Below are 22,106 nucleotides of genomic sequence, written 5' to 3'. Positions count from 1 at the left end.
GTTTTTTACTCAATAGGGGTAATTTTTGTTGCGGATGCACCACGTTCACCTTGAATTAATTCAAATTCTACTTTTTGACCAACTTTTAGCGAACGGTAACCTTCTGTTTGTATTTCAGAAAAGTGAGCAAAAATATCTCCCTCACATACGTCTGATGTAATAAAACCAAATCCTTTTACATTGTTAAACCATTTAACAATACCGATATCCATATAAATCTCCCAAATAATGAATGACGATAATCGGATTGTTAAATAAAATGTTCAAAATTTCAACCATTAAAGTTTGGAAATTAGACAAAGATCACAAAATTTTTAAAAAATTGAGGCTTCTAATTTTATGCTACCATTCTCAACAATAATGGCTTTACCGAATTTCTTCACCATTGCTTCTTTCATTTGGGTTTCATCGAGAGTATAAACTGGTGTAGCACTCAAAAAACTGGCTAGACCGTCAGCAAGCATCGGTAAAAACATCTGTAATTCAGATTGATATTTAGCCGGTGTGGCAGACCAATTAAGCAATCTTACATCTTTTAAAAATAACGCCCCTTTTTCTGGATCGTAATAAGGCGTTGTATCCATATTTAGCTGAATAGAGGCATCATATTTCCTGCCTCGTGCTTTTAGTATCCCATCAATAGCACCTGAGATAGCCACTTTTTTTTCATCAGTTCTGCCAATTTGGCTTGTTAAAGAGTGGAGGTTATAATCTAATTCAAATAATTGGGGAACTCCCACTTTGTCTTGTAGCGGAACTTTTTCACTTAATTTAGTGGATAGATATTCGTTAATTTCGGCTTCACTAATACTGAGTAGGTTAGCTTTTGCAGAGAGTATAGCGGTGGATGCTACCAATAAAGTAGTGCATTGACGTAAAAATTTCATAATTTACTCTTTTAAATTAGGTTTAATCATCTAAACAAGGTAAAATAGCATCGGACTATCATAGCCCGTCTTTTTCTTTTAGGACAGCAAAAAATGAAAAAATTCTTATTATGCATTAGCATTTTAACTATTGTTGCCTGTTCATCAACGGGTGTAGGTGGCAATGTAGGAGTCGGCGGCGGCTCCAATGGTGTTGGAATCGGACTTGGGCTTGGAACGAGCTTCGGATTCTAATTGGTAAATTTTTAGCGGTTTTTGACCGCTTTCACGAACTGTTTATTTGTGGATAGAAAATGAAATACGAATTAAAAACAACGAGCGGTAACGCTCGCCGTGGGCGTTTGACGTTTAGCCGCCCGAAAGGCGAATTTACCGTAGAAACGCCTGCATTTATGCCGGTTGGCACTTATGGCACAGTAAAAGGAATGACCCCTGAAGAGGTTAAAGCGACAGGGGCAGAAATCTTGCTCGGCAACACTTTCCATTTATGGCTACGCCCAGGGCAAGAAGTGATGAAAATGCACGGTGACTTGCATGATTTTATGCAATGGCACGGCCCGATCCTGACTGATTCTGGCGGTTTCCAAGTATTTAGTCTTGGCAAATTGCGTAAAATCAAAGAAGAAGGTGTAACGTTCCAAAATCCAATTAGTGGTGAGAAAATTTTCCTGTCGCCTGAAAAGTCAATGGAGATCCAATACGATCTTGGCTCAGACATCGTGATGATTTTTGATGAATGTACGCCGTATCCAGCGACATTCGACTACGCTAAACAATCGATGGAAATGTCACTACGTTGGGCAAAACGTTCTCGTGATCGCTTTGACGAATTGGGAAACCCAAATGCGTTATTCGGCATTATTCAAGGCGGTGTTTACGAAGAGTTGCGTAAAGTCTCGGTGGAAAAATTAGTCGAAATCGGTTTTGATGGCTATGCTGTGGGCGGCTTAGCGGTAGGTGAGCCGAAAGAGGATATGCACCGCATTTTAGAATACGTTTGCCCGCAAATTCCAGCCGACAAACCTCGCTACTTAATGGGTGTGGGCAAGCCGGAAGATTTGGTGGAGGGCGTTCGCCGTGGCATTGATATGTTTGACTGCGTAATGCCAACCCGTAATGCCCGTAACGGACATTTATTTGTGACAAACGGCATCGTGAAAATCCGTAATGCGAAGTACCGTGCAGACACTACACCGCTTGACCCAGAATGTGATTGCTACACTTGCAAAAATTACACCAAAGCCTATCTTTACCACTTAGATAAATGCGGTGAAATTTTAGGCGCAAGATTAAACACCATTCACAACTTGCGTTATTACCAACGCTTAATGGCAGAAATTCGCCAAGCGATTGAAGATGATCGCTTTGATGATTTCGTGGTGGAATTTTATGCCCGCATCGGCAAAGAAGTGCCACCGTTACAGTCAGAAATTAACAAATAAATATTAGGGCACGAGGCTTCGTGTCCTTTTTCTTACAAGGAGTATCTATGCAACAACTCGAACCCCAAACATTCGCCAGCTGGGCAGAGCCGATTGATATGCTTTACGCTTGCCACGGCAAAGTTAAAAGTTTCTGTAAGCAACTACAAATTTTGCCTGATTACCTTGAGAAAAATGGCATTAACCAAGCGGTGAAAAATGACGTTCAGCAAATTTTGAATTATTTCAACATTTCCGCACCACTTCACCATGCCGATGAAGAAGATGATTTCTTCCCTGAGCTGATTAAAGTGCAACCCCAAGCCCAGACAGAAGTGGACGAACTAGAGCGTCAGCACGTGGATTTACACAAAAATTGGGACAATTTATCCTCCCAACTGGAAGATCTACTGGCAGGCAAACGTGAAAATATTGACCGTGATCTGATTGCTCGCTTTGTGGCAGGTTACGATGTGCACATTGCGATTGAAGAGCCACTTTTCGAACTAGGGCGTGAACATTTAGCTCAGGAAAAATTATCGGAAATGGGTAAAGTAATGGCAGATCGCCGCAAACTGTAATTTTAGTAAAAAGGCAAACCACAAGTTTGCCTTTTGTGTATTGAGAAATGGAATATGTTTTAGATTTAACCGGCTACGCTTGCCCTTTGCCGTTATTGATGGCGAAAAAAGCGATGCTCGATCTCCAAAAAAGTGATAGTTTAACGCTTATTTTAAATAAGCAGAGTAGCCTCGCTGATTTTGAATTATTGGCTGAAGAGCAGCAATGGCTGATTAAGTGCGATGAACAAGCGGTCGAAAATCTGGTGATTTTTACCATTCCCTAGTCGGAGTGTTGACAAGCCCCTTTACCTAATAATGCTTTTAATCCCTCACTAATTAACCCTTGCCAAGCTAAATAGCCATGGGAAGTTGATTGTTCCATATAAGTCACAGGGTAGCCTTTTGCCAGTAAAACATCTTTTAAATGGCGAGATGTTTCCAATATATTCGATCTTCCGCCTTCATAAAATCCGGCACTAATAAAAAAGCAAACAGGCAACTTTTCTTTGCTCGCAAATTCGTATGCGATGTAGTTGCTATTTTCACTCGGTGTATTTTTAGGATTCCACCAAAATGAGCCTGATAAAATCAGTGCTTTTTTAAATAGATGGGAATAATTTAGCACAGTATAAGCCGAAGATAATCCACCGTAGCTAGAACCACTGATAATCCGCTCTTTTGCTTTCACACCAATGGATTTTTCGGCAAAGGGAACAATTTCTTCCGCTAATATTTGGGTAAAAATTGGGTTAGCAGGTAGCTCCATTCGTCTTGATTCACTAGATGGATTTTCAATAAAAATAGCGACAGTCGGGGGAATCACTTTTTGAGCAATCATATTATCTAAAATCGTTTTTGTCGGTACACGTTCAGTATATTCCACGCCATCAAACAAGTAGAGAATGGGATAGCTGTTTTCCGTATTAAAATTTTCTGGTAAATAGGCAAATAATCGGCGTTTATTCCCAAGTTTGGTACTATCGAAAACCAATTCTTGCATTGTGCCTTTTGTGATATTGGAGTCTTCAAGTAGATAAGATGGTGTTGGGGCTTTTGCTAATTTAACAAGAGAGTAGTAGTTAAACTTATCTGTATTTTGTAGATTTTGCCCTATTTTCTCAAAGTAGGGTGTTTTGTTCAGCGGATCGGCTTGGGCTGTTGCAAGTAAGGCTCTGCGTTGGGTATATTCATCTACAGGTAACGTTGGAATATCAGGGGCAAGGCGATATTCAACCAAAGTATCATTAGGTACGACATAGCTTTTATACCATAAATCGGTTTCGCCAAAGCGTTCCATAAAGTCGTGATCGGTTGAAACACCACCCCAAATTCGTACATTTTGCTTTGCTCCACGCCATAAAAAAGTGACTCGGCTTTGCTGTCCGTCTAATGGTTCAATTAGTGGTGTGCCTGCTTGTTTTGCTTTATCCCAAAAATTGTCAATGAAAGCGGTCTGTTTTTCAGGATTTTTTGCAATTTTTACACTTAATTCTGCAAGTTGTTGATTTTCTATAATTTTAGGTTTAGCGATTTGAGCAGAGACAGGAATATGCTGTTCAATCTCTAATTTAAAATCATTGCCTGATACATTTTGACCATAGTTTGAAATAGAAAAAGTAGCCGTGCCATTGTGTTCAGATTTAAACATAAAACCCTGTTCGCCAAAGACATTTTCAGCAAGTAGGCGAGTAGAGCGATCTTGGAAAATAATAGAAAGTGAAAGTGGTTGTTCAGCAAGTTGAGTCAATTTACCTTGCACGAAATCGTCTTTTTTTAATTCAATCGTCATATTGTTAGCGTAAAGCATGGTATGAGTAAGAAAGGTAAGAATACAAGCGGTCGTTTTTTTCATATTTTTTGCAAAAGTTTAAGCCCTCATTCGAGGGCTGTTTAGGGGTTAAAAATGATAATTTAAAGTCGCACTTAAATTGCGTTCTGTTCCGTAGAAACAGGAAAAATTATTGGCACAACTGGCGACATATTTTTTATTCGTCAGATTTTGTGCGTTGAGCTGTAAGTTCAAATTAGGCATAAAATCATATCCAATTGACATATCATAGAGCGTATAGGCTGGTACGGTAAAGGTATTTTGGTTATTGCCAAAAGTCGTTCCCATATAGCGTACGCCTACGCCAGCGGTTAGCTTATCAAAGAATTTATATTTTGCCCAAAGTGAAGCCTGATGGCGAGGAACACCCCATTGTGTTTTACCAATTGTACTGCCATCGCTATCTTTGGTAATCTCTTTTTTGAGATAAGCGTAAGAGGCGGATACGGATAATTTATCCGAGAGCTGTTGATTTAAGCTCACTTCGATTCCTTTGGCTTCCACTTTACCAATTTGTTCATAAGAGCGAGTTTGCCATTGATAGTTTGCTAAATCCTTTTGTGTAATTTTAAATCCTGCCAAGGTGAGCAAGGTTTCTTGAGTCGGTTGATATTTCACTCCTATTTCCCATTGCTCGGCAGTCGTTGGTTTTAAGAAGGTTCCTTGAGTATCTTTTTCGGCTGACGGTACAAAAGAAGTGCTGTAGCTTAGGTAAGGTGCAACGCCGTTTTCAAAGTTATAAATTGCACCCGCTCGCCAAGTAAATTCCCCATTTTTATTACTTTCTCTGGTATTTGCTAAACGATCTTGGTTACTATTTTTAGCAAAGTCATAACGTCCGCCTAGCATTAGGTCAATATTACCTATTTCCATTTGATCTTGCAGATAAAACCCAAGCTGTTTTAAATGCTTGACTTCACTTGAAAATAAGTGAGGTTCAGCAACCTTCACGCCATAAACGGGGTTCTGCCAATCAAAATCAGGAGCAATTCCCATATAGTTATCTAGATCTTGACGCACTCGTTTATAATCGATACCGGATAACAAAGTATGATTGATATTTGCCGTGTTAAAGACAAATTCTAATTGGTTATCTAAACTGATTTCCTGGGTTTTTACATCCCAACGGCGAGCTCTACGTTCTAAAACTGAGCCAATATCACTCCAGTACACTAAATTTTTAAAATTCTCCTCTCCATTATGGTAACTGGCATTCTGGCGGAATGTCAGGCTTTGGGCGACTTTATGTGATAAATTGTAGCCCACTTGCATTTGCTCTGATTTTAAACCTTGATAATTTGGATCACTTAGGAACATATCATAGGGAAGTTTTTTTCCGTTTACGCTATTAATCGTCCCTTCTTTTGGCAAGAAATTACGATCGCCTGCTTTTGGTTTTTTCGCATAGTAAGCATAAACATTGAGTTCTGTATTTGTCGCAGGTTTCCATAAAAGGCTTGGTGCAAAAGCTCCACCTTTTTCTTTCACAAATTGAGTATTCCAATTAGCTCTTTCCAATTGGCTAATTAAACGGGCGGATAGAGTTTCAGAAAGATTTTGTTCAACATCTAGCCCTACTTGATAGCGGTTATGATTGCCAAAAATAAATTGTAACTGGCGATGTGGATTACCACTCGCTTTTTTGGTGATAATATCCATTACACCACCAGGGTTAGCTTGCCCATATAAAATAGAATTGGGACCTTTAATGACATTGATACTTTCTAAGAAGAAAGGATCGATTTCAAATGCGGTTTGGTAGCGAGATCCGTTTAAATATGTTGGGATTGCACCGCCATCGCTTTTATGCCCAATTCCACGAATTGAAATTTCAATGAGAGCATTATTACCACGATAACCGCCCATCATACCTGAGGTATAAGCGACAGCTTCGGTGACAGAACGTACTGCTTGATCCTGCATTAAATCAGATGAAACCACATTAACACTAAAAGGTGTACGGGCTAATGAAGTAACAGTTTTTGTTCCGACAGTGGTGTAAACAGGAATATAACCTGTGGTCGCGGCAAGTTTTGTTTTTACATCAATAGTATCAAGAGTGGCTGTTGTATCGTTTGCAGATACATAGGATGTCATTAAAGCTAGGCTAATTAAAGAGAGTGGATATAGTGTTTTTTTCATGAATTTCTCCGCAAATAAGAATTATTATTAATATATCTTGTTTTTGGGCAAAAAACCTTTGTAAAATAAAATTTTTTCTATGGGCAATAAAATTTGTATGAGAAAGACGATCACTATTGATGAAAATAAAAACATAGTGGGAAAGGTGGATCTTTATCGATTCCGTACAGACCTTATGTTGAAATATACAGATATTCAAGTAAATAGTACTGTAGAGCAAGAGCAAGCCCTATTTGAATCAGGCTTAAGATTAGTTATTTTGTTGGATGGGCGTTCAGAAATTCATTTTGATTCAGGATATTTTGAATTAGATGCAAGCACTAAACCTAAAGCAGCCTTTTTACCCTTAAACCGTTCAGAAATGGGTAAAAAGGTATTTCAAAAAGGGCAACACCAAAAAGAGCTGGTTATTTTTCTTTATCCTAAATGGATTATGGAAAGCTATCTGACTTTATCAAGTTATCATCAATTTAAGCAACATTTAAAGCAGTATTCCATTACGGTTACACAACCTATGCTTAGACTCATTGATGAAATCTTATTACCAGAAAATGAATCTGAACCTTTCTATATGATTGAAAAAGAAAGTAAGTTGCTTTCGTTATTGTCAAATGCCTTTTCACAATTAACGCAATCTTTACCATTAAAAAAAGATCGTGTATATCAACTCACGGAAGCATTAGATAATGGAAGATTTGATAATTGGAATTTAAAGCAAATTGCGAAATATTTTCATACCAATGTAACCACGTTACAAAATGAGTTTCAGAAATATCATAAAATTACGATATTTGCTTATTTAAGACGTGCTAAATTAGAGCAATCTTATAATGCTTTGTTAAATGGACGTAGTGTGATGCAAGCTGCTGAATTAGCCGGCTACTCGAATGCGGAAAATTTTTCGACAGCATTTAAGAAACATTTCGGTATAACGCCAAGTCAGGTAAAAAGGGATAAGATTAAGGGGATTATGTAGCGTTTTTGTCCCACACCGTTTTTTGAGCAAACACTACTTTATTACTCGTATGCTTAATGGTTTTAAAGGATAACTCCCAAACATCGCTCAGTTTTAAGCGTGCAAGCGGGTGTTTTTGGTAATAAATTTGCAAAGCGGTGTTTGCCTCATTTCCTTCCAAGCATTCTGCTATGGCAGAAAATTGTATCCCTTCGATTTCTTGAATGTTTTCTACTTGATCGCAAATGGTGCCTACAATGTTAGGATTTTCTAACATTAACTGGGCGTGTTTTGTTTTTTTGCTTGTTAAGATAATTAAACGGGTATTTTCTTCATCAAAGGCATAAAAGCAACTTGCCGCCCAGAAATCATCATTGTGATGAGCTGCAAAATTCACCACGTGGTTAGATTGAATAAATTCAAGAATATGATGAGGAATCGGGGGCATTCACTCCCCCCAATGAGGCATATTAGGAATTTCAATATCTAGCAGAGAAAGGGCGTGGCTGACACTATGTGTTACCATCTCATCGAGACTTTTTGGCTGTTGGTAGAATGCCGGAATGGGTGGGAAAATAATGCCACCCATTTCAGTCACTTTTCGCATATTATCAATGTGAGCAAGGTTGATAGGGGCTTCTCGCACCATTAACACCAATTTACGGCGTTCTTTTAACACCACGTCTGCCGCTCGGGTTAGCAGATTATCGCTAAAGCCATTAGCAATAGAGGCTAGCGTTCGCATAGAACAAGGGGCAACAATCATTCCTGAGGTTTTGAATGAGCCGCTGGCGATGCTTGCCCCGATATTTTGAATGGAATGCACCTCATCCGCGAGGGCGAGAAGATCTTCACGTTCGTATTCGGTTTCAAGAGAGCGGGTCATTTCCGCCCCTTTGCTGATCACAAGGTGGGTTTCAATCTCTTCAAATGGCTTGAGCAGTTCTAAGACTTTGTAGCCGTATTGAAATCCACTTGCTCCGCTAATGCCGACAATAATACGTTTTTTCATCATTAACTCACTAATCGTTCCCAAAGATAAGAGATTGGCATTGCTAACAGTAATGCAGGCAGCATATTCGCCACCGGGAAATTTTTAATACCACAAATGCGAAAACCCGTTGCAAACAGGAGCAATCCACCTGTTGCCGAAAAATCAGCTAACATATTCGGCGTGGTAAGCGGCATTATGATTGATGCAAGTAGAACTAATATCGCTTGAATAATCACAAGTGGCAGGGCAACGGTTGTTACAACATAGCCTAATGATGTCGCGAAGATCATTGCCGTAAAGAAATCTAAGATAGATTTAATATAAAGAACACTTGGATCGCCTGTTATCCCTTCATTGATTGCACCAAAAATACCTGTTCCGCTTACGCAAAAAAGCACGAGAATCGCAATAAACTTTTCCAGAAACTCTTCTTGAGATAGAGAGTGCCTTGGCGGAAAAATTTTGTCGATTATGCCTTGTGCTGAGCTGGCTGCTTTCCCGATTTTCTTTTCGAGATAAATTAGTTCACCAATAATTGTGCCAAGAATTAAAGCAAGGGCTACAGCAGACATATATTTTACCGAAGCCGTTAGCATCATTCCTAAGCCGAAGCAGCATAAACCGAAAATGAGCGGCAATGTAGTGCGAAGTCGTTCAGGCAACCGGCTGCCTAAATAAGCGCCTAATAAGCCACCTAAAATAACTGCTCCCGCATTAACAAAAGGTCCGATCATAATAATCCTATTTAAAGGTTGCAGTAAGCATAATCATCATAAATGAGAATACGGAGAGCAGATAGAATTTCAATGAGAATGGTTGCCCTTTTCTGAAGGCTTTAGCCGCAAAAACGATGTATAGCACCAAAAATAACATTTTAGGCAATAACCAGCTAAATTGTGGCAGTGTGAAAAAGTCATATGCAAGGAAAATAGCAACCGCAGCAATACCTGTTACCAATAAGATAGTATCAACGATATGAGGTGCAATGCGTAAAACGGCATATTGTCTCCAATCAACCGCTTTAGCGGCTAAAAAACCACGTATTAATAATAACACTAAGCTGATGTAAGCTAAGCCAAAATGGGTCTTAAGGATAGTTGATAGGTATTCCATAATAATTACTCCGCAATTTCCGTTTTTAAGTATTGATAAATTTCACGATAATTTTTCGCCGGTTTGTTCGCCTCACGCTCTTTTACCGCACCACGAATTAAATTACGTAAATGTTGGCGGTCTAACTGAGGATATTCGTTTAACAGGTTATCTAGCGACGCATCGCCCATATTGATCAGCTGATCACGTACTAACTCCAATTTGTGCAACAATGCTTGCTGTTGGTTGTGGCGGTTTTTCACCTTATCTAAGGCTTCTTGAATTGGCTCAGGATCACGGTGACGAAGCAACTTGCCGATAAATTGAATTTGGCGACGGCGAGCCTCCATTTTAAAGCCCTGAGCTTGGCGAATTGCCTCTTTTAAATCATCGTCTAAAGGGATTTTTTCTAAATTTTGTGGCGTTAACTCGATGAGTTCCGCACCTAATTTTTTTAAATGTTCAGAATCTCGTTTTATCTCACTTTTGCTGACCCAGATGATCTCTTCTTCGTCATCTGTCCAGTCAATTTCATTTTTACTACGTTTTTTCGCCATTATTTGTCCTTTTAACTCTAATCGATAAAAAATGCCATATTCTAGCAGAATTTTGAGTTAGAATATACGTCATCAATTCAAATCACTATTGGAATAAGAATGTCGATTACAGATAAACAAATGCTGAAACAGCAAGAGCTAGAATTACGACAAGCGGTCGAATTCGCCTTGGATTTTGCAAAAAAAGCCGGGGCGGAAGCGGAAGTTGGGGTAACGAAAGTCGCAGGCCTTTCGGTGTCAAGCCGTTTGGAACAGGTGGAAAATATTGAATTTAATAATGACGGCTCGCTGGGCATTTCGGTCTATTTAGGCAAACGTAAAGGGAATGCCTCTACCTCTGATCTACAACCAGCCTCTATTCAAAAAACGGTCGAAGCCGCATTAGCCATTGCAAAATATACCTCAGAAGATGATTGTGCAGGTTTGGCAGATAAAGAGATGATGGCATTTAATGCCCCCGATTTGGAGCTTTATCACCAAGCGGATATTTCCGTGGATCAAGCCGTTGAGTTAGCGGTGGAAGCAGAGCATTATGCGCTAAATGCCGATGAGCGAGTGGTAAACAGCGATGGGGCAACGTTCAACTCGCATAGTGGCATTCGGGTTTACGGCAACACGCACGGCATGTTGCAGAGCTATTTGTCTAGCCGCTATTCGTTGTCGTGTAGCGTGATTTCTGCTTACGAAGATCAACTTGAACGTGATTACGAATACACCATTTCTCGAGAGTTCGACAAATTGCAATCACCAAAATGGGTGGGCGAGCAGTCGGCGATTAAAGCGGTGGAACGCCTGAATCCGCAACGCATTAAAACCGCAGAAATGCCGGTGATTTTCTATAACGATGTCGCCACCGGTTTGATCGGGCATTTGGCGGGGGCGATCAGCGGTGGGGCGTTATACCGCAAATCGAGCTTCTTACTTGACAAACTTGGCGAGCAAATTTTGCCGGACTGGTTTGCGATTTCAGAGCGTCCGCATTTATTACGCCAGCTGGCTTCATCAGCTTTTGACAGCGAGGGCGTAGTGACCCAAGATCGTGAAATCATCATTGACGGCGTGCTACAAACTTACCTAATGACCAGCTATTCGGGCAGAAAAATGGGGCTGAAAAGCACTGGTCACGCAGGTGGTATTCACAACTGGTTGGTGAAGCCAAACCGCAGCGGCGGCTTGAATACGTTACTCAAAGAGATGGGAACCGGCTTGCTGGTAACGGAAATGCTCGGTTCAGCCATTAACAGCGTTACCGGCGAATATTCTCGTGGAGCAGCAGGTTTCTGGGTGGAGAACGGCGAAATTCAATATCCGGTGGCGGAAATCACTATTGCAGGGCAGCTGCAAGAGATGTATAAAAATGTAGTGGCGGTTGGCGATGACATTGAACACCGTTCAAACATTCAAACAGGCTCGATTTTATTAGAAAAAATGAAAGTTTCGGGCGAATAGTTTTGCAAAAAACAGCAAAAATATGACCGCTTGTATCCCTTTTATTCGGAGGAAAAATGAAAAAACACCATATTGAAACCTTAATTTCAAAACAAGACGTATTAGATCGTATTGACGAATTAGCCAAAGAGATCAACCACTATTATCAGCACAATCACTGCAAAAACTTGGTGGTTGTTGGCTTGCTACGTGGTTCCTTTATGTTTATGGCGGATTTGGTTCGCCGTTTAGATTTACCAGTTGAAGTGGATTTTCTCACTGCGTCCAGCTATGGCAGTGGCACGGAATCCAGTCGTGATGTGAAAATTCTAAAAGATTTAGACGGTGAAATCAGCGGCAAAGATGTGTTAATCGTGGAAGATATTATCGACACGGGGTTTACCTTAAGCAAAGTGCGTGACATTTTGAAATTGCGTGAGCCAAATTCGCTTGCTATTTGTACCTTGCTAGACAAACCGTCTCGCCGAGAAGTTGATGTGCCGGTTGAGTGGGTAGGTTTTGCTATTCCTGATGAATTTGTAGTTGGCTACGGCATCGATTACGCCCAAAAATACCGTAATTTAGATTACATCGGAAAAGTGGTGATTGATGAGTAACTGATAGAATTGGTCCCCCCAGCCGGACTTGAACCAGCGACCAAGCGATTATGAGTCGCCTGCTCTAACCACTGAGCTATGGGGGGTAAGTAAAGTGGTTGGAATTATAGAGAAAAACCGAGTAGTCGTCTAGTAGCAGAAGATTACTCGGTTAATTATTAAGCTAGGTAGGATATTATTCCTCTCGCCAAATTAAGGTTGCCATTCTCCCTGTTTGTTTATCTCTACGATAAGAGAAAAATAAATCTTCTTGAGTGTAGGTGCAGTATTCTCCGCCTGAAACCTCTGCAATTCCAAGTTGATTGAGGCGCTGGGTGGCAAGTTGGTAAAGATTTCCCAAAAACTTACCGCTTGTAGAGCTATCTTGAATAAAAGCCTCTTCAGCTCTTGGATCAAACGCACAGAATTGTTCAATTACTTCTGTCCCAACTTGGAATGCTTTTGCTCCGATTGCAGGATCCAGCCAAACTGAAATTTCATTTTTTGGACATTGGAATTTTCCAACAGTTGCTTCTAGCACTCCATCGCATAAACCTCGCCAGCCTGCGTGGGCGGCGGCGATTTCTTTACCATCTTTGCTTACAAAAAGCACGGGCAGGCAATCGGCGGTCATCACTAGGCAGACTTGGTTTGGCTCGTTGGTGTAAACCGCATCGGCTTCCAAATCCGTGCCGTGGTAAGGCAGGCGAATGACTCGGGTGCTATGCGTTTGCGTTAGAAAAACAGGAGCGTGTGGAAGCTGGAATTTCTTCACCAGCAATGCTCGGTTTTTGGCTACATCACTAGGGTTGTCGCCTACGTGATCGCCTAAATTAAAACTGTCAAATGGCGGTTGGCTAACACCACTGGTGCGAACCGTGGTAAAAGCGTGAATATGGCGTGGCGCATTCCAGCTCGGGCTGATTTTATCCATTTGCAAAAAATCTCAGAAAATGAACCGCTTGTTATGTGCGAACGGCAATGGCTTCAATTTCAATACCAACATCTTTCGGCAAGCGAGCCACTTCCACACAAGAGCGAGCAGGGAAGTTTGGATGTTCGTGTTCACGGAAAAAGGCTTCGTACTCCGCATTAACCGCAGCGAAATCGTTCAAATCTTTCACGAAAACAGTAGTTTTAACGATATCGCCTACGCTTAAGCCTGCTTGTTCGATAATAGCTTTTACATTATTTAGCGATTGACGAGCTTGTTGCACGATGTCGGTTGGAATTTCGCCAGTTTGTGGATTCACCGGAATTTGCCCGGAAGTGAAAATCATCCCGCCTAAATCGACCGCTTGTACATAAGGCCCGATAGCTGCCGGGGCATTTTCAGTGTGAATTACTGTTGTCATCTTGAACTCCTTTTAATGAAAAATAAGTGGATTAATGATAATATCTTTTTTCGTTATTTGGAATAAAAAGAATAAGAGAAGAAATCAATGAGCATTAATGTTTCTGAAATTGTGTTGCATCAGTTGCACAAAACCGAGGGGGAGAACCCTGAGCTTCACACGGTTTTGCGTGAAAATTTATTAGCCATTTCTCCGGAAGTGGATCAAATGATGTTGCAACTTCACCAAGCCTATCAAACCAAAGCGAAAGCCTACGGTGTTTTCAAGCCTGAGTCAGTATTTGCCCAGCAGCTTAACCGTTTATTGGAGCAAGAAACCGATTTCCTACCATTCAGCCATAGTTGTGCCAAAATGTTGGCGACAGAGTTGGCGAAATATCCGTTTGCCGACGGTGGCACCTTTATTTTATGTCGTTACACGTTTTTAGCTACCGAATATCTGTTTATCGCCTTAATTGACAGCCGCAGCTCAATGTTGGTGGACGAGCAACTAGAGGTAAAACGCACCCAATATTTAGAAATCGCTCAGTATGATATTGCTTGTCGAATTAACTTAACTGAATTGAAGTTAGATGCGACATCTAACCGCTATTTGACCTTTGTGAAGGGCAGAGTGGGGCGTAAAATTGCTGATTTCTTTATGGATTTTTTAAGTGCGGAAGAGGGATTTAACCCACAACTGCAAAATCAAACTTTACTGCAAGCGGTGAGCGATTATTGCGAGCAGGGCGAACTTTCCGCTCCGCAAACCCGTGAAGTGAAAAAGCAGGTATTTGAATATTGCAAAGGGCAGATCAACAGTGGCGAGGAAATTGCATTAAACGAACTTGCCCAAGCAATGCCAACCTTAAATGAGGTGGATTTCGCCCAATTTACCCAAAATGAAGATTACGGTTTGGAAGAGAATATTCCGCCAATGCGTAATGCGTTAAAAACGCTCACTAAGTTTTCCGGCTCGGGCAAAGGGGTAACGATTAGCTTTAATGCAGAATTGTTAGGCGAACGTTTGATTTGGGATGAACTAAACGATACTTTAACAATCAAAGGATTACCGGCAAATTTGCGTGATCAGCTAGAACGTAATAAATAATGGAAAATTTTTGTTGGTTTAGGTATTATCTTATTATCTGAATTTTGTATTATCAAAAGGTCAATCTATGAAAATGAAATCTCTTTTAGCAACACTTTTAGTCGTAATGAGTGTAACTGCTTGCTCAACGGTGGAAAAAGTGGTGTATCGAATTGATGTTCCACAAGGCAATTACTTAGAACAAGATAAAATAGCCCAACTTCAAGTGGGTATGACGCCAGAACAAGTAGAATATTTACTTGGTACACCAATGCTTAAAAATATTTTTGAGACTCATCGTTGGGATTATGTTTTTATTAAACGTGAAGGCTATAAAGATCCAGAACAACGCAATGTATTTGTTTACTTTGATACCAATGGATTAGTTTCAAAAATTGAAGATAGTGCTGCAAATGCAGAACAGAAATAACTAAACCCAATATTAAAAAAGTAACGAAACCCATCTTTTCAATAAGATGGGTTTTCTATTTTGAATAAAAAAACAGCAATTAGGCTTAATTTTTCTAATTTTTATAATAAATTTTTCTAATCCCTCTTTTCAAACATAAATTTGCTTGTTAGACTCCTCACATCTTAAAACACAACATCATATAAAAATTTCAGGAGTATCAAATGAGCGATTTAAACGCCCTTTTCCAAAAAATCAAACAACGTGACCCGAACCAAGCACCATTCCACCAAGCGGTTGAAGAAGTGTTCGGTAGCCTTGCTCCATTCTTAGCAAAAAATCCAAAATATACCCAGCAAGGTATTTTAGAGCGTATTATTGAGCCTGAGCGTGTGATCAGCTTCCGTGTAACTTGGGTAGATGACAAAGGTCAAGTGCAGGTAAACCGTGGCTACCGTGTACAAATGAACTCAGCAATCGGCCCGTACAAAGGCGGTATTCGTTTCCATCCAACAGTAGATTTAGGTGTATTAAAATTCTTAGCGTTTGAACAAGTATTCAAAAATGCCTTAACTACATTGCCAATGGGCGGCGGTAAAGGTGGTTCAGACTTCGATCCGAAAGGCAAATCTGATGCTGAAGTCATGCGTTTCTGCCAAGCGTTTATGAGCGAATTGTTCCGCCACATCGGTGCAGATACGGACGTACCGGCGGGCGACATCGGCGTAGGTGGTCGTGAAATCGGTTATATGTATGGTCAGTACAAAAAATTACGCAATGAGTTTACTTCTGTATTAACCGGTAAATCTTTAACTTGGGGGGGTAGCTTAATTCGTCCGGAAGCGACCGGTTACGGTGCGGTTTACTTCGCAGAATCAATGTTAGCAACTCGTAGTCAACAAATTGAAGGCAAACGTGTAGTAATTTCGGGTTCGGGTAACGTAGCACAATATGCCGCAGAAAAAGTGATCCAAAAAGGTGGTAAAGTCTTAACCGTTTCCGATTCAAACGGCTATGTGTTGTTCCCTGATTCAGGTATGACCGAAGCACAATTAGCGGCATTATTAGAGCTGAAAAATGAACGCCGTGAACGTTTATCGGTTTACGCTCAAGAGCAAGACTTAAAATACTTCGACGGTCAAAAACCGTGGGGCGTAGCGTGTGAAATTGCATTGCCTTGTGCAACACAAAACGAGTTAGATACCGAAGATGCGAAAGAACTCGTGAAAAACGGCTGTTTCTGTGTATCAGAAGGTGCGAATATGCCAACCACATTAGGCGGTGTTGAGGTGTTTATCGGTGCGAAAATCCTTTATGCACCGGGTAAAGCAGCGAATGCGGGTGGTGTAGCAACTTCAGGTTTAGAAATGAGCCAAAATGCGATCCGTCTTTCTTGGACTAGTGAAGAAGTAGATCAACGCTTATTCAACATTATGGCAAACATTCACCAAAACTGTGTGGAAAACGGCACAGAAGCAGACGGTTACATTAACTATGTAAACGGTGCAAACATTGCAGGCTTCAAAAAAGTGGCGACAGCGATGTTGGAGCAAGGTGTCGTTTAATTACTAAACGGTATAATTTAGCCCTCAGTGATGAGGGCTTTTTCTGTTTGATGTTTGGTGTTTTGCTTCAACAAGCGGTCAAAAATATGAAGTAGATCACAATTTTAAACATTGCTTAACATTTCTTGCAAAATTTGTTTGAAACGTTCGACAAATTCGCTTACTCTTAGCTCCAACAAGAATAAGTGTTGTATCTAGCAACCTAACACATAAATTTGCTTTCCGAGTGGCCCCAGAATTGGGGCTTTTTTTATGCAAAAAAATACCGACATCGCTGTCGGTATTTCGTTTTGATCTTTTTTGTTTTGGGGTTAGAACGCCACGCTCTCTTTTAGGCTAACGGTTAAGTTAAACACTAAATTTTCTGCCGAGCCGTCTTTACTGTCTAAGCAGAAGTAACCTTCACGCTCGAACTGATAACCTTGCTCCGCTTTGGCATTGGCTAAACTTGGCTCTACAAAACCGTGTTTCACCACTAAAGATTCCGGGTTTAATACCGCATTCACATCGTCTTCACCACCCGGATTTGCTACCGTGAATAAGCGGTCGTAAATACGGAACTCTGCCGGTTTATTATCTTCCGCAGATACCCAATGGATCACGCCTTTCACTTTGCGACCGTCCGCTGGGTTTTTACCTAATGTTTCCGGATCGTAGCTGCAAAAAATCGTGGTAATTTGACCGCTTGCATCTTTCTCCACACGCTCGGCTTTAATTACATAGGCATTACGCAAACGCACTTCTTTGCCAAGCACTAAGCGTTTGTATTGCTTGTTTGCTTCTTCACGGAAATCAGCTTCGTCAATGTAAAGCTCACGGGTGAATGGCAAATCACGCTCGCCTAATTCCGGGCGGTTAGGGTGATTTGGTGCTTTTAAGATCTCTTTTTCGCCGAAGTTTTCAATCACCACACGCACCGGGTTAATTACCGCCATTGCACGAGGGGCGTTGTCGTTTAAATCTTCACGAATGCAAGCCTCAAGAGCAGAGTATTCCACCACGTTATCTTGCTTGGTCACACCAATGCGGCGACAGAATTCACGCAGAGCAGCAGGAGTATAACCACGGCGGCGTAAGCCTGAAATGGTCGGCATACGAGGGTCGTTCCAGCCGTCCACAATGCCGTCTGTTACTAATTTCAACAATTTACGTTTAGAGGTTAAAGTGCCTTCTAAATTTAAACGAGAAAATTCATACTGATGCGGCAATGGGCGTTCAATGCTGATGTTTTCCAATACCCAGTCGTATAAACGGCGGTTGTCTTGGAACTCTAGCGTACAAATAGAGTGGGTAATTCGCTCAATCGCATCGGAAATACAGTGGGTGAAATCGTACATCGGGTAGATGCACCATTTGTCGCCGGTTTGGTGGTGTGAGGCAAATTTCACACGGTAAAGCACCGGATCACGCATCACAATAAATGGCGACGCCATATCAATTTTAGCACGTAAGCACGCTTTGCCTTCCTCAAATTCCCCATTTTTCATTTTCTCAAACAGGGCTAAGTTTTCTTCCACCGAACGATCACGATAAGGGCTATTCTTACCCGGCTCGGTTAATGTGCCACGGTATTCACGCATTTCATCAGGCGACAATTCGCACACATACGCCAAGCCTTTGTTGATAAGCTCAATCGCATAGCCGTAAAGCTGGTCGAAATAGTCTGAGGCGTAACGTGGCTCGCCCTCCCATTTAAAGCCTAACCATTCCACGTCTTGTTTAATGGAATCCACATATTCCACATCTTCTTTTACCGGGTTGGTGTCATCAAAACGTAGGTTACATTTGCCTTTATACTCTTGAGCGATACCAAAGTTTAAGCAGATAGATTTTGCGTGACCAATATGCAAATAGCCGTTTGGCTCAGGTGGGAAGCGGGTGTAAACATTGTTGTGTTTACCGCTGGCTAAATCTTCATCAATAATATGGGTAATAAAATTGGCTCGAGTCTCAACCTCAGCCGTTAAAATTTCTTCGCTCATAGCTCTCTCTGTTTTCTAATCAAAATAACGCAATATTCTACACTTTATTGCCCCAATCTTAAAGCCCTAGTAAAGGAAGTATTGAAATAAACAAGCGGTCAAATTCATTGCAAAATTTGCAAAAAACTTGACCGCTTGTCATATTCTAATTGTATGGGGTGTGGATTATTTCACACGAGAAACGTATTCGCCTGAACGGGTATCCACTTTGATCACTTCGCCGATTTGTACGAATAATGGTACGTTTACTACTGCACCAGTGCTTAATGTTGCCGGTTTACCACCAGTACCTGCGGTGTCACCTTTTAAGCCTGGGTCAGTTTCTACGATTTCTAACTCAACGAAGTTTGGCGGAGTTACTGCGATTGCTGCACCGTTCCATAACGTTACGATACATTCTGCGTTATCTACTAACCATTTTACGTTGTCGCCTAATGCTTTTTCATCAACAGAGATTTGTTCGAAAGTTTCCGGGTGCATAAAGTACCAGAAATCGCCATCGCTGTAAGAGTAGTTGTAGTTAGCATCAACCACGTCTGCTGCTTCAACAGAAGTACCCGATTTGAAGTTGATCTCTAATACTTTACCAGAGATTAATTTACGGATTTTAGTACGTGTAAATGCTTGACCTTTACCCGGTTTAACAAATTCGTTTTCAACGATTACACAAGGTTCGCCATCTTGAATAAATTTTAAACCTTTTTTAAAGTCGTTAGTGCTGTAACTAGCCATTGTTGCCTCAATTAGTTAAAAATAACAATAAATTAACAAATTTTGAACTCGCCCCTATTGGGTTTGTCAAAAAGAGCCATATAATACCCTAAATTCACAAAATTAGCGAAAAATCTCTGCGATTTTTTGCTATAATTTTTGAAATTTCATCACAAGAAGGAACCTAAATGAAAAAATTAATTGCCCTTTCAGCTATTTTAGCCGTTTCTGTTGCCACTGTTGCCGAAGCAAAACGTGGTGGCGGTAGCTTCCGTTCTAGCCCATCAAAAGCAGTAGCTACCAAACCAGTGGCTAAACAGCAAAGCCAACAAACGCAACAAAAAGATGCGACTTTTGCTAACACGCCAAATAATGCCGCTGCACAACAGCCGGCTCGCCAAGGCAGCACAATGGCAAATGTAGCGATGGGGGCAGCGGCAGGTTATATTTTAGGTGATATGATGTCTTCAACCGCTCACGCCAACCAACCCGCGGAGGCAAATGCACAACAAGCGGTTAATTCTGCTCAAAATGTTGCAAATGGTGCAGTGGCAGAGTTTAAAAGCATTGGCGGACAAATCGATCCATTCTTAGTGGAAAAAACAGATGGATATCGCCGTTATTGCATTTCAGGCGTGCAATATTTAATTGCTGCACAGGGCGTGCAAACCTCACCGGTGGTAATGGTGAACCCGAACGGCACACCGTTGCAATGTAATTTAATTCCTTAATATTAAAAAATGCGTAGGGGAGGGTTTTAACCCTCCCATTGTTTTTATAATGATAAATCAGCGATAAATGCAACCAATTCAAATCAAACCGCTTTGGCTAACCGAGCTGGCTCAAGCCTTTAATAATCCTATCGATTTACTGCAATTTCTCAACCTCAATCCTGCTGATTTTGAGACAGATATTGCTGCTCGTAAATTATTTGCTTTACGAGTGCCGAGAGCCTTTGCGGACAAAATGGAAAAAGGTAACCCGAATGATCCGCTTTTCCTGCAAGCAATGTCATTGCAAGCGGAATTTGTGGAAACAGAGGGATTTGTAGCAGATCCGTTAGAAGAGCAGCAGAGCCCAGCCCCGAATATTCTGCACAAATACCATAACCGTTTGTTATTTATGGTAAAAAACAGCTGTGCGATTAACTGCCGTTACTGTTTCCGCCGCCATTTTCCGTATGATGAAGTGAAAAGTGGCAAAACGGTTTGGGCGGAGAGTTTGCTGTATATTGCCGCCCATTCCGAGCTAGAAGAGGTGATTTTTTCAGGGGGCGATCCGCTGATGGCGAAAGATTCTGAGTTAGATTGGTTGCTGAATGAAATCGAACAGATTCCACACATCAAAACGTTGCGTATTCATTCACGCTTGCCGGTGGTGATTCCAAACCGCATTACGACTGAATTATGTGATCGGTTATCGCAATCTCGTTTGAATGTTGTATTGGTGACGCACATTAATCACGCCAATGAAATTGACGCTCAATTTGCGGAAAAAATGGCGAGGCTAAAAAACGCTGGGGTGGTGTTGCTGAATCAATCGGTGATGCTCAAAGGCATTAATGACAACGCCCAAACGCTCAAAGCCTTAAGCGACAAACTGTTTGAAGTTGGCATTCTGCCGTATTATCTGCACCTGTTTGACAAGGTTTCAGGGGCGAGCCATTTCTATATTGAAGACGAACAAGCGGTCGAAATTTACCGAGAATTGCAAAAAATCACCTCAGGCTACCTTGTGCCAAAACTGGCAAGAGAAATTGCCAAAGAGCCGAATAAAACGCTGAAAGGGTAAAATGGGAAGGGCAAAATTTAATTCGATTGGTAATAAAATACTATCTATATTGTATTTTATTAGCTTTATTCCTATATGCCTGATTGCTTATGGGTTATCTTATGATTTTAATATGCCATTAGTTTTTAGGGCATTAACAATTCTACTGAGTTTAGGTATTCTTTCATTTTTTATTATAGATAACAAGATACGGTTAACCGGCAGTATCATTACTAGGTACTTAAAATTATCTCCTTTCTATATTTCTTCATATTTGGTCGTCATGATATCCATTACTTTGCTACTTTACGATCATAATGAATTCTTTCAATTAACGGGAAAGCGATTTTCAGTAGAAGAACTTTTTAAGCTAAGATTTTGGCTATCTATCATATCTAGCTCTTTGCTCCCGTTTTTAATAAGAAGAGTTGATAAATATCGTAGAAAAACAGTTTTGTTGGAAAAACGATTTATAGGGTTTAACAAATATAAAAAATCGTTGAAAAAAGAATAATGACTTAATTTTGCTGTGAAAGTCCCAAAAAAAAGCCCCTAATCAAAACAGCGAAAAGGGGCGGAGGTCTTACCTAAGGAAATTAATGAAAAAAACTTGCATAAATCTGTTACATATACTCAGACTAACCAACTGAACGAAAGTTCATTAAAAAATAAAAAATTTTTTAAAACTAAGCAAATCCAGATTCAACTACTTGCAATGCTTATATAGACCAACAAATTTGCAAATAATTCCGCAAAATGATTATATTTCTAGCTATTTTCTTG

Annotated in this window: 25 protein-coding genes and 1 tRNA gene; 12 read left to right on the top strand and 14 right to left on the bottom strand. The window is 40.7% G+C overall.

Annotated elements, in window-relative coordinates:
* Positions 1-5: 5 nt before the first annotated feature.
* Together cspD and A6B40_RS01680 are read right to left on the bottom strand one after the other, a co-directional pair.
* A complete protein-coding gene (gene cspD / locus A6B40_RS01685) occupies positions 6-212 on the bottom strand; it encodes a cold shock domain-containing protein CspD (protein WP_025217381.1) in 207 nt (68 codons plus the stop codon).
* A gap of 102 nt (positions 213-314) precedes the next feature.
* Positions 315-887, bottom strand: coding sequence for a YceB family lipoprotein (locus tag A6B40_RS01680; protein WP_176671368.1), 573 nt, complete (start codon positions 885-887; stop codon positions 315-317).
* A gap of 93 nt (positions 888-980) precedes the next feature.
* Between A6B40_RS01680 and A6B40_RS01675 the strand changes: the two genes are divergently transcribed.
* The 4 genes from A6B40_RS01675 to A6B40_RS01660 are packed head-to-tail and all read left to right on the top strand — an operon-like array spanning position 981 to position 3,155.
* A complete protein-coding gene (locus tag A6B40_RS01675; protein ID WP_176671367.1) occupies positions 981-1,121 on the top strand; it encodes a hypothetical protein in 141 nt (46 codons plus the stop codon).
* A gap of 59 nt (positions 1,122-1,180) precedes the next feature.
* A complete protein-coding gene (tgt, locus tag A6B40_RS01670; RefSeq protein WP_025342582.1) occupies positions 1,181-2,329 on the top strand; it encodes a tRNA guanosine(34) transglycosylase Tgt in 1,149 nt (382 codons plus the stop codon).
* A gap of 47 nt (positions 2,330-2,376) precedes the next feature.
* Positions 2,377-2,889 carry a hemerythrin domain-containing protein gene (locus A6B40_RS01665; RefSeq protein ID WP_025247750.1) on the top strand — a complete coding sequence of 171 codons (513 nt, stop codon included), beginning with the start codon at positions 2,377-2,379 and terminating at the stop codon, positions 2,887-2,889.
* A 47-nt stretch (positions 2,890-2,936) separates the two neighbouring features.
* Positions 2,937-3,155: a sulfurtransferase TusA family protein gene (locus tag A6B40_RS01660; protein WP_138316967.1), complete on the top strand. Its 219-nt coding sequence runs from the start codon at positions 2,937-2,939 to the stop codon at positions 3,153-3,155.
* On the opposite strand, the gene A6B40_RS01655 is transcribed toward A6B40_RS01660, so the two are convergent.
* Together A6B40_RS01655 and A6B40_RS01650 are read right to left on the bottom strand one after the other, a co-directional pair.
* A complete protein-coding gene (locus tag A6B40_RS01655) occupies positions 3,152-4,723 on the bottom strand; it encodes an alpha/beta hydrolase-fold protein (protein WP_176671366.1) in 1,572 nt (523 codons plus the stop codon). The two genes, A6B40_RS01660 and A6B40_RS01655, sit on opposite strands and share 4 nt — an antisense overlap.
* 45 nt (positions 4,724-4,768) lie before the next feature.
* A complete protein-coding gene (locus tag A6B40_RS01650; protein WP_176671365.1) occupies positions 4,769-6,841 on the bottom strand; it encodes a TonB-dependent siderophore receptor in 2,073 nt (690 codons plus the stop codon).
* A gap of 97 nt (positions 6,842-6,938) precedes the next feature.
* Here A6B40_RS01650 and A6B40_RS01645 point away from each other — a divergent pair, with 97 nt between their 5' ends.
* A complete protein-coding gene (locus tag A6B40_RS01645; RefSeq protein ID WP_176671364.1) occupies positions 6,939-7,817 on the top strand; it encodes a helix-turn-helix transcriptional regulator in 879 nt (292 codons plus the stop codon).
* Here the strand turns inward: A6B40_RS01645 and A6B40_RS01640 are convergent.
* From A6B40_RS01640 to yjgA, 5 genes are read right to left on the bottom strand one after another with little or no spacing between them, the layout of a single operon-like run.
* Positions 7,810-8,244 (bottom strand): PNPOx family protein, encoded by a 435-nt coding sequence (locus tag A6B40_RS01640; protein WP_025247745.1) that lies wholly within the window; start codon positions 8,242-8,244, stop codon positions 7,810-7,812. The genes A6B40_RS01645 and A6B40_RS01640 overlap by 8 nt on opposite strands.
* Positions 8,245-8,808: a UbiX family flavin prenyltransferase gene (locus A6B40_RS01635; protein ID WP_025247744.1), complete on the bottom strand. Its 564-nt coding sequence runs from the start codon at positions 8,806-8,808 to the stop codon at positions 8,245-8,247.
* 2 nt (positions 8,809-8,810) lie between these two features.
* Positions 8,811-9,524 (bottom strand): DUF554 family protein, encoded by a 714-nt coding sequence (locus tag A6B40_RS01630; protein ID WP_176671363.1) that lies wholly within the window; start codon positions 9,522-9,524, stop codon positions 8,811-8,813.
* A 7-nt stretch (positions 9,525-9,531) separates the two neighbouring features.
* Positions 9,532-9,903 carry a SirB2 family protein gene (locus A6B40_RS01625; protein WP_176671362.1) on the bottom strand — a complete coding sequence of 124 codons (372 nt, stop codon included), beginning with the start codon at positions 9,901-9,903 and terminating at the stop codon, positions 9,532-9,534.
* Positions 9,904-9,908: 5 nt separating this feature from the next.
* Positions 9,909-10,439 carry a ribosome biogenesis factor YjgA gene (yjgA, locus tag A6B40_RS01620; protein WP_176671361.1) on the bottom strand — a complete coding sequence of 177 codons (531 nt, stop codon included), beginning with the start codon at positions 10,437-10,439 and terminating at the stop codon, positions 9,909-9,911.
* A 99-nt stretch (positions 10,440-10,538) separates the two neighbouring features.
* Between yjgA and pmbA the strand changes: the two genes are divergently transcribed.
* A complete protein-coding gene (pmbA, locus tag A6B40_RS01615) occupies positions 10,539-11,888 on the top strand; it encodes a metalloprotease PmbA (protein WP_176671360.1) in 1,350 nt (449 codons plus the stop codon).
* A gap of 56 nt (positions 11,889-11,944) precedes the next feature.
* The gene (gene hpt, locus A6B40_RS01610; protein WP_025217367.1) at positions 11,945-12,484 is read left to right on the top strand and encodes a hypoxanthine phosphoribosyltransferase; all 540 of its coding nucleotides are present in this window, start codon (positions 11,945-11,947) and stop codon (positions 12,482-12,484) included.
* Between the two features lie 10 nt (positions 12,485-12,494).
* Here hpt and A6B40_RS01605 read toward each other — a convergent pair.
* The 3 genes from A6B40_RS01605 to A6B40_RS01595 all read right to left on the bottom strand — a co-directional run bounded on the left by A6B40_RS01605 (position 12,495) and on the right by A6B40_RS01595 (position 13,818).
* Positions 12,495-12,570 (bottom strand) — tRNA-Ile (locus A6B40_RS01605).
* A gap of 89 nt (positions 12,571-12,659) precedes the next feature.
* Entirely contained in the window at positions 12,660-13,397 is a 738-nt protein-coding gene (pgeF, locus tag A6B40_RS01600) for a peptidoglycan editing factor PgeF (protein WP_176671359.1), read from the bottom strand.
* A 31-nt stretch (positions 13,398-13,428) separates the two neighbouring features.
* Positions 13,429-13,818: a RidA family protein gene (locus A6B40_RS01595; protein ID WP_025217354.1), complete on the bottom strand. Its 390-nt coding sequence runs from the start codon at positions 13,816-13,818 to the stop codon at positions 13,429-13,431.
* A gap of 87 nt (positions 13,819-13,905) precedes the next feature.
* Here A6B40_RS01595 and yejK point away from each other — a divergent pair, with 87 nt between their 5' ends.
* The 3 genes from yejK to gdhA all read left to right on the top strand — a co-directional run bounded on the left by yejK (position 13,906) and on the right by gdhA (position 16,860).
* Positions 13,906-14,907 (top strand): nucleoid-associated protein YejK, encoded by a 1,002-nt coding sequence (yejK, locus tag A6B40_RS01590; RefSeq protein WP_176671358.1) that lies wholly within the window; start codon positions 13,906-13,908, stop codon positions 14,905-14,907.
* A gap of 67 nt (positions 14,908-14,974) precedes the next feature.
* Positions 14,975-15,316: an outer membrane protein assembly factor BamE gene (gene bamE, locus A6B40_RS01585; protein ID WP_025247737.1), complete on the top strand. Its 342-nt coding sequence runs from the start codon at positions 14,975-14,977 to the stop codon at positions 15,314-15,316.
* Between the two features lie 203 nt (positions 15,317-15,519).
* Positions 15,520-16,860 carry an NADP-specific glutamate dehydrogenase gene (gene gdhA / locus A6B40_RS01580; RefSeq protein ID WP_176671357.1) on the top strand — a complete coding sequence of 447 codons (1,341 nt, stop codon included), beginning with the start codon at positions 15,520-15,522 and terminating at the stop codon, positions 16,858-16,860.
* 311 nt (positions 16,861-17,171) lie between these two features.
* Here gdhA and glnS read toward each other — a convergent pair whose 3' ends face one another.
* The gene (gene glnS, locus A6B40_RS01575) at positions 17,172-18,842 is read right to left on the bottom strand and encodes a glutamine--tRNA ligase (protein ID WP_176671356.1); all 1,671 of its coding nucleotides are present in this window, start codon (positions 18,840-18,842) and stop codon (positions 17,172-17,174) included.
* A gap of 165 nt (positions 18,843-19,007) precedes the next feature.
* Entirely contained in the window at positions 19,008-19,574 is a 567-nt protein-coding gene (gene efp / locus A6B40_RS01570; protein ID WP_025217349.1) for an elongation factor P, read from the bottom strand.
* A 167-nt stretch (positions 19,575-19,741) separates the two neighbouring features.
* Here efp and A6B40_RS01565 point away from each other — a divergent pair, with 167 nt between their 5' ends.
* Together A6B40_RS01565 and epmB are read left to right on the top strand one after the other, a co-directional pair.
* Entirely contained in the window at positions 19,742-20,284 is a 543-nt protein-coding gene (locus tag A6B40_RS01565; protein WP_025217348.1) for a hypothetical protein, read from the top strand.
* Between the two features lie 67 nt (positions 20,285-20,351).
* Positions 20,352-21,344 (top strand): EF-P beta-lysylation protein EpmB, encoded by a 993-nt coding sequence (gene epmB / locus A6B40_RS01560; protein ID WP_176671355.1) that lies wholly within the window; start codon positions 20,352-20,354, stop codon positions 21,342-21,344.
* Positions 21,345-22,106 lie beyond the last annotated feature (762 nt).

Origin of the sequence: Mannheimia varigena (genome assembly GCF_013377235.1) — a bacterium.
GTDB classification, from domain to species: domain Bacteria; phylum Pseudomonadota; class Gammaproteobacteria; order Enterobacterales; family Pasteurellaceae; genus Mannheimia; species Mannheimia varigena.
Note: the sequence above shows the minus strand (reverse complement) of the source record. Positions and strands in the feature narration are given on the sequence as shown.

Excerpts from the sequence above, each read along its gene's own strand:
- A6B40_RS01640 (WP_025247745.1), bottom strand. The coding sequence starts at position 8,244 with ATGCCCCCGATTCCTCATCATATTCTTGAATTTATTCAATCTAACCAC.
- A6B40_RS01565 (WP_025217348.1), top strand. The coding sequence starts at position 19,742 with ATGAAAAAATTAATTGCCCTTTCAGCTATTTTAGCCGTTTCTGTTGCC.
- gdhA (WP_176671357.1), top strand. The coding sequence starts at position 15,520 with ATGAGCGATTTAAACGCCCTTTTCCAAAAAATCAAACAACGTGACCCG.
- A6B40_RS01650 (WP_176671365.1), bottom strand. The coding sequence starts at position 6,841 with ATGAAAAAAACACTATATCCACTCTCTTTAATTAGCCTAGCTTTAATG.
- yejK (WP_176671358.1), top strand. The coding sequence starts at position 13,906 with ATGAGCATTAATGTTTCTGAAATTGTGTTGCATCAGTTGCACAAAACC.
- efp (WP_025217349.1), bottom strand. The coding sequence starts at position 19,574 with ATGGCTAGTTACAGCACTAACGACTTTAAAAAAGGTTTAAAATTTATT.
- yjgA (WP_176671361.1), bottom strand. The coding sequence starts at position 10,439 with ATGGCGAAAAAACGTAGTAAAAATGAAATTGACTGGACAGATGACGAA.
- A6B40_RS01630 (WP_176671363.1), bottom strand. The coding sequence starts at position 9,524 with ATGATCGGACCTTTTGTTAATGCGGGAGCAGTTATTTTAGGTGGCTTA.
- epmB (WP_176671355.1), top strand. The coding sequence starts at position 20,352 with ATGCAACCAATTCAAATCAAACCGCTTTGGCTAACCGAGCTGGCTCAA.
- A6B40_RS01660 (WP_138316967.1), top strand. The coding sequence starts at position 2,937 with ATGGAATATGTTTTAGATTTAACCGGCTACGCTTGCCCTTTGCCGTTA.
- A6B40_RS01595 (WP_025217354.1), bottom strand. The coding sequence starts at position 13,818 with ATGACAACAGTAATTCACACTGAAAATGCCCCGGCAGCTATCGGGCCT.
- A6B40_RS01645 (WP_176671364.1), top strand. The coding sequence starts at position 6,939 with ATGAGAAAGACGATCACTATTGATGAAAATAAAAACATAGTGGGAAAG.
- pmbA (WP_176671360.1), top strand. The coding sequence starts at position 10,539 with ATGTCGATTACAGATAAACAAATGCTGAAACAGCAAGAGCTAGAATTA.
- A6B40_RS01675 (WP_176671367.1), top strand. The coding sequence starts at position 981 with ATGAAAAAATTCTTATTATGCATTAGCATTTTAACTATTGTTGCCTGT.
- bamE (WP_025247737.1), top strand. The coding sequence starts at position 14,975 with ATGAAAATGAAATCTCTTTTAGCAACACTTTTAGTCGTAATGAGTGTA.
- glnS (WP_176671356.1), bottom strand. The coding sequence starts at position 18,842 with ATGAGCGAAGAAATTTTAACGGCTGAGGTTGAGACTCGAGCCAATTTT.
- A6B40_RS01655 (WP_176671366.1), bottom strand. The coding sequence starts at position 4,723 with ATGAAAAAAACGACCGCTTGTATTCTTACCTTTCTTACTCATACCATG.
- hpt (WP_025217367.1), top strand. The coding sequence starts at position 11,945 with ATGAAAAAACACCATATTGAAACCTTAATTTCAAAACAAGACGTATTA.
- A6B40_RS01635 (WP_025247744.1), bottom strand. The coding sequence starts at position 8,808 with ATGAAAAAACGTATTATTGTCGGCATTAGCGGAGCAAGTGGATTTCAA.
- pgeF (WP_176671359.1), bottom strand. The coding sequence starts at position 13,397 with ATGGATAAAATCAGCCCGAGCTGGAATGCGCCACGCCATATTCACGCT.
- A6B40_RS01625 (WP_176671362.1), bottom strand. The coding sequence starts at position 9,903 with ATGGAATACCTATCAACTATCCTTAAGACCCATTTTGGCTTAGCTTAC.
- tgt (WP_025342582.1), top strand. The coding sequence starts at position 1,181 with ATGAAATACGAATTAAAAACAACGAGCGGTAACGCTCGCCGTGGGCGT.
- cspD (WP_025217381.1), bottom strand. The coding sequence starts at position 212 with ATGGATATCGGTATTGTTAAATGGTTTAACAATGTAAAAGGATTTGGT.
- A6B40_RS01665 (WP_025247750.1), top strand. The coding sequence starts at position 2,377 with ATGCAACAACTCGAACCCCAAACATTCGCCAGCTGGGCAGAGCCGATT.
- A6B40_RS01680 (WP_176671368.1), bottom strand. The coding sequence starts at position 887 with ATGAAATTTTTACGTCAATGCACTACTTTATTGGTAGCATCCACCGCT.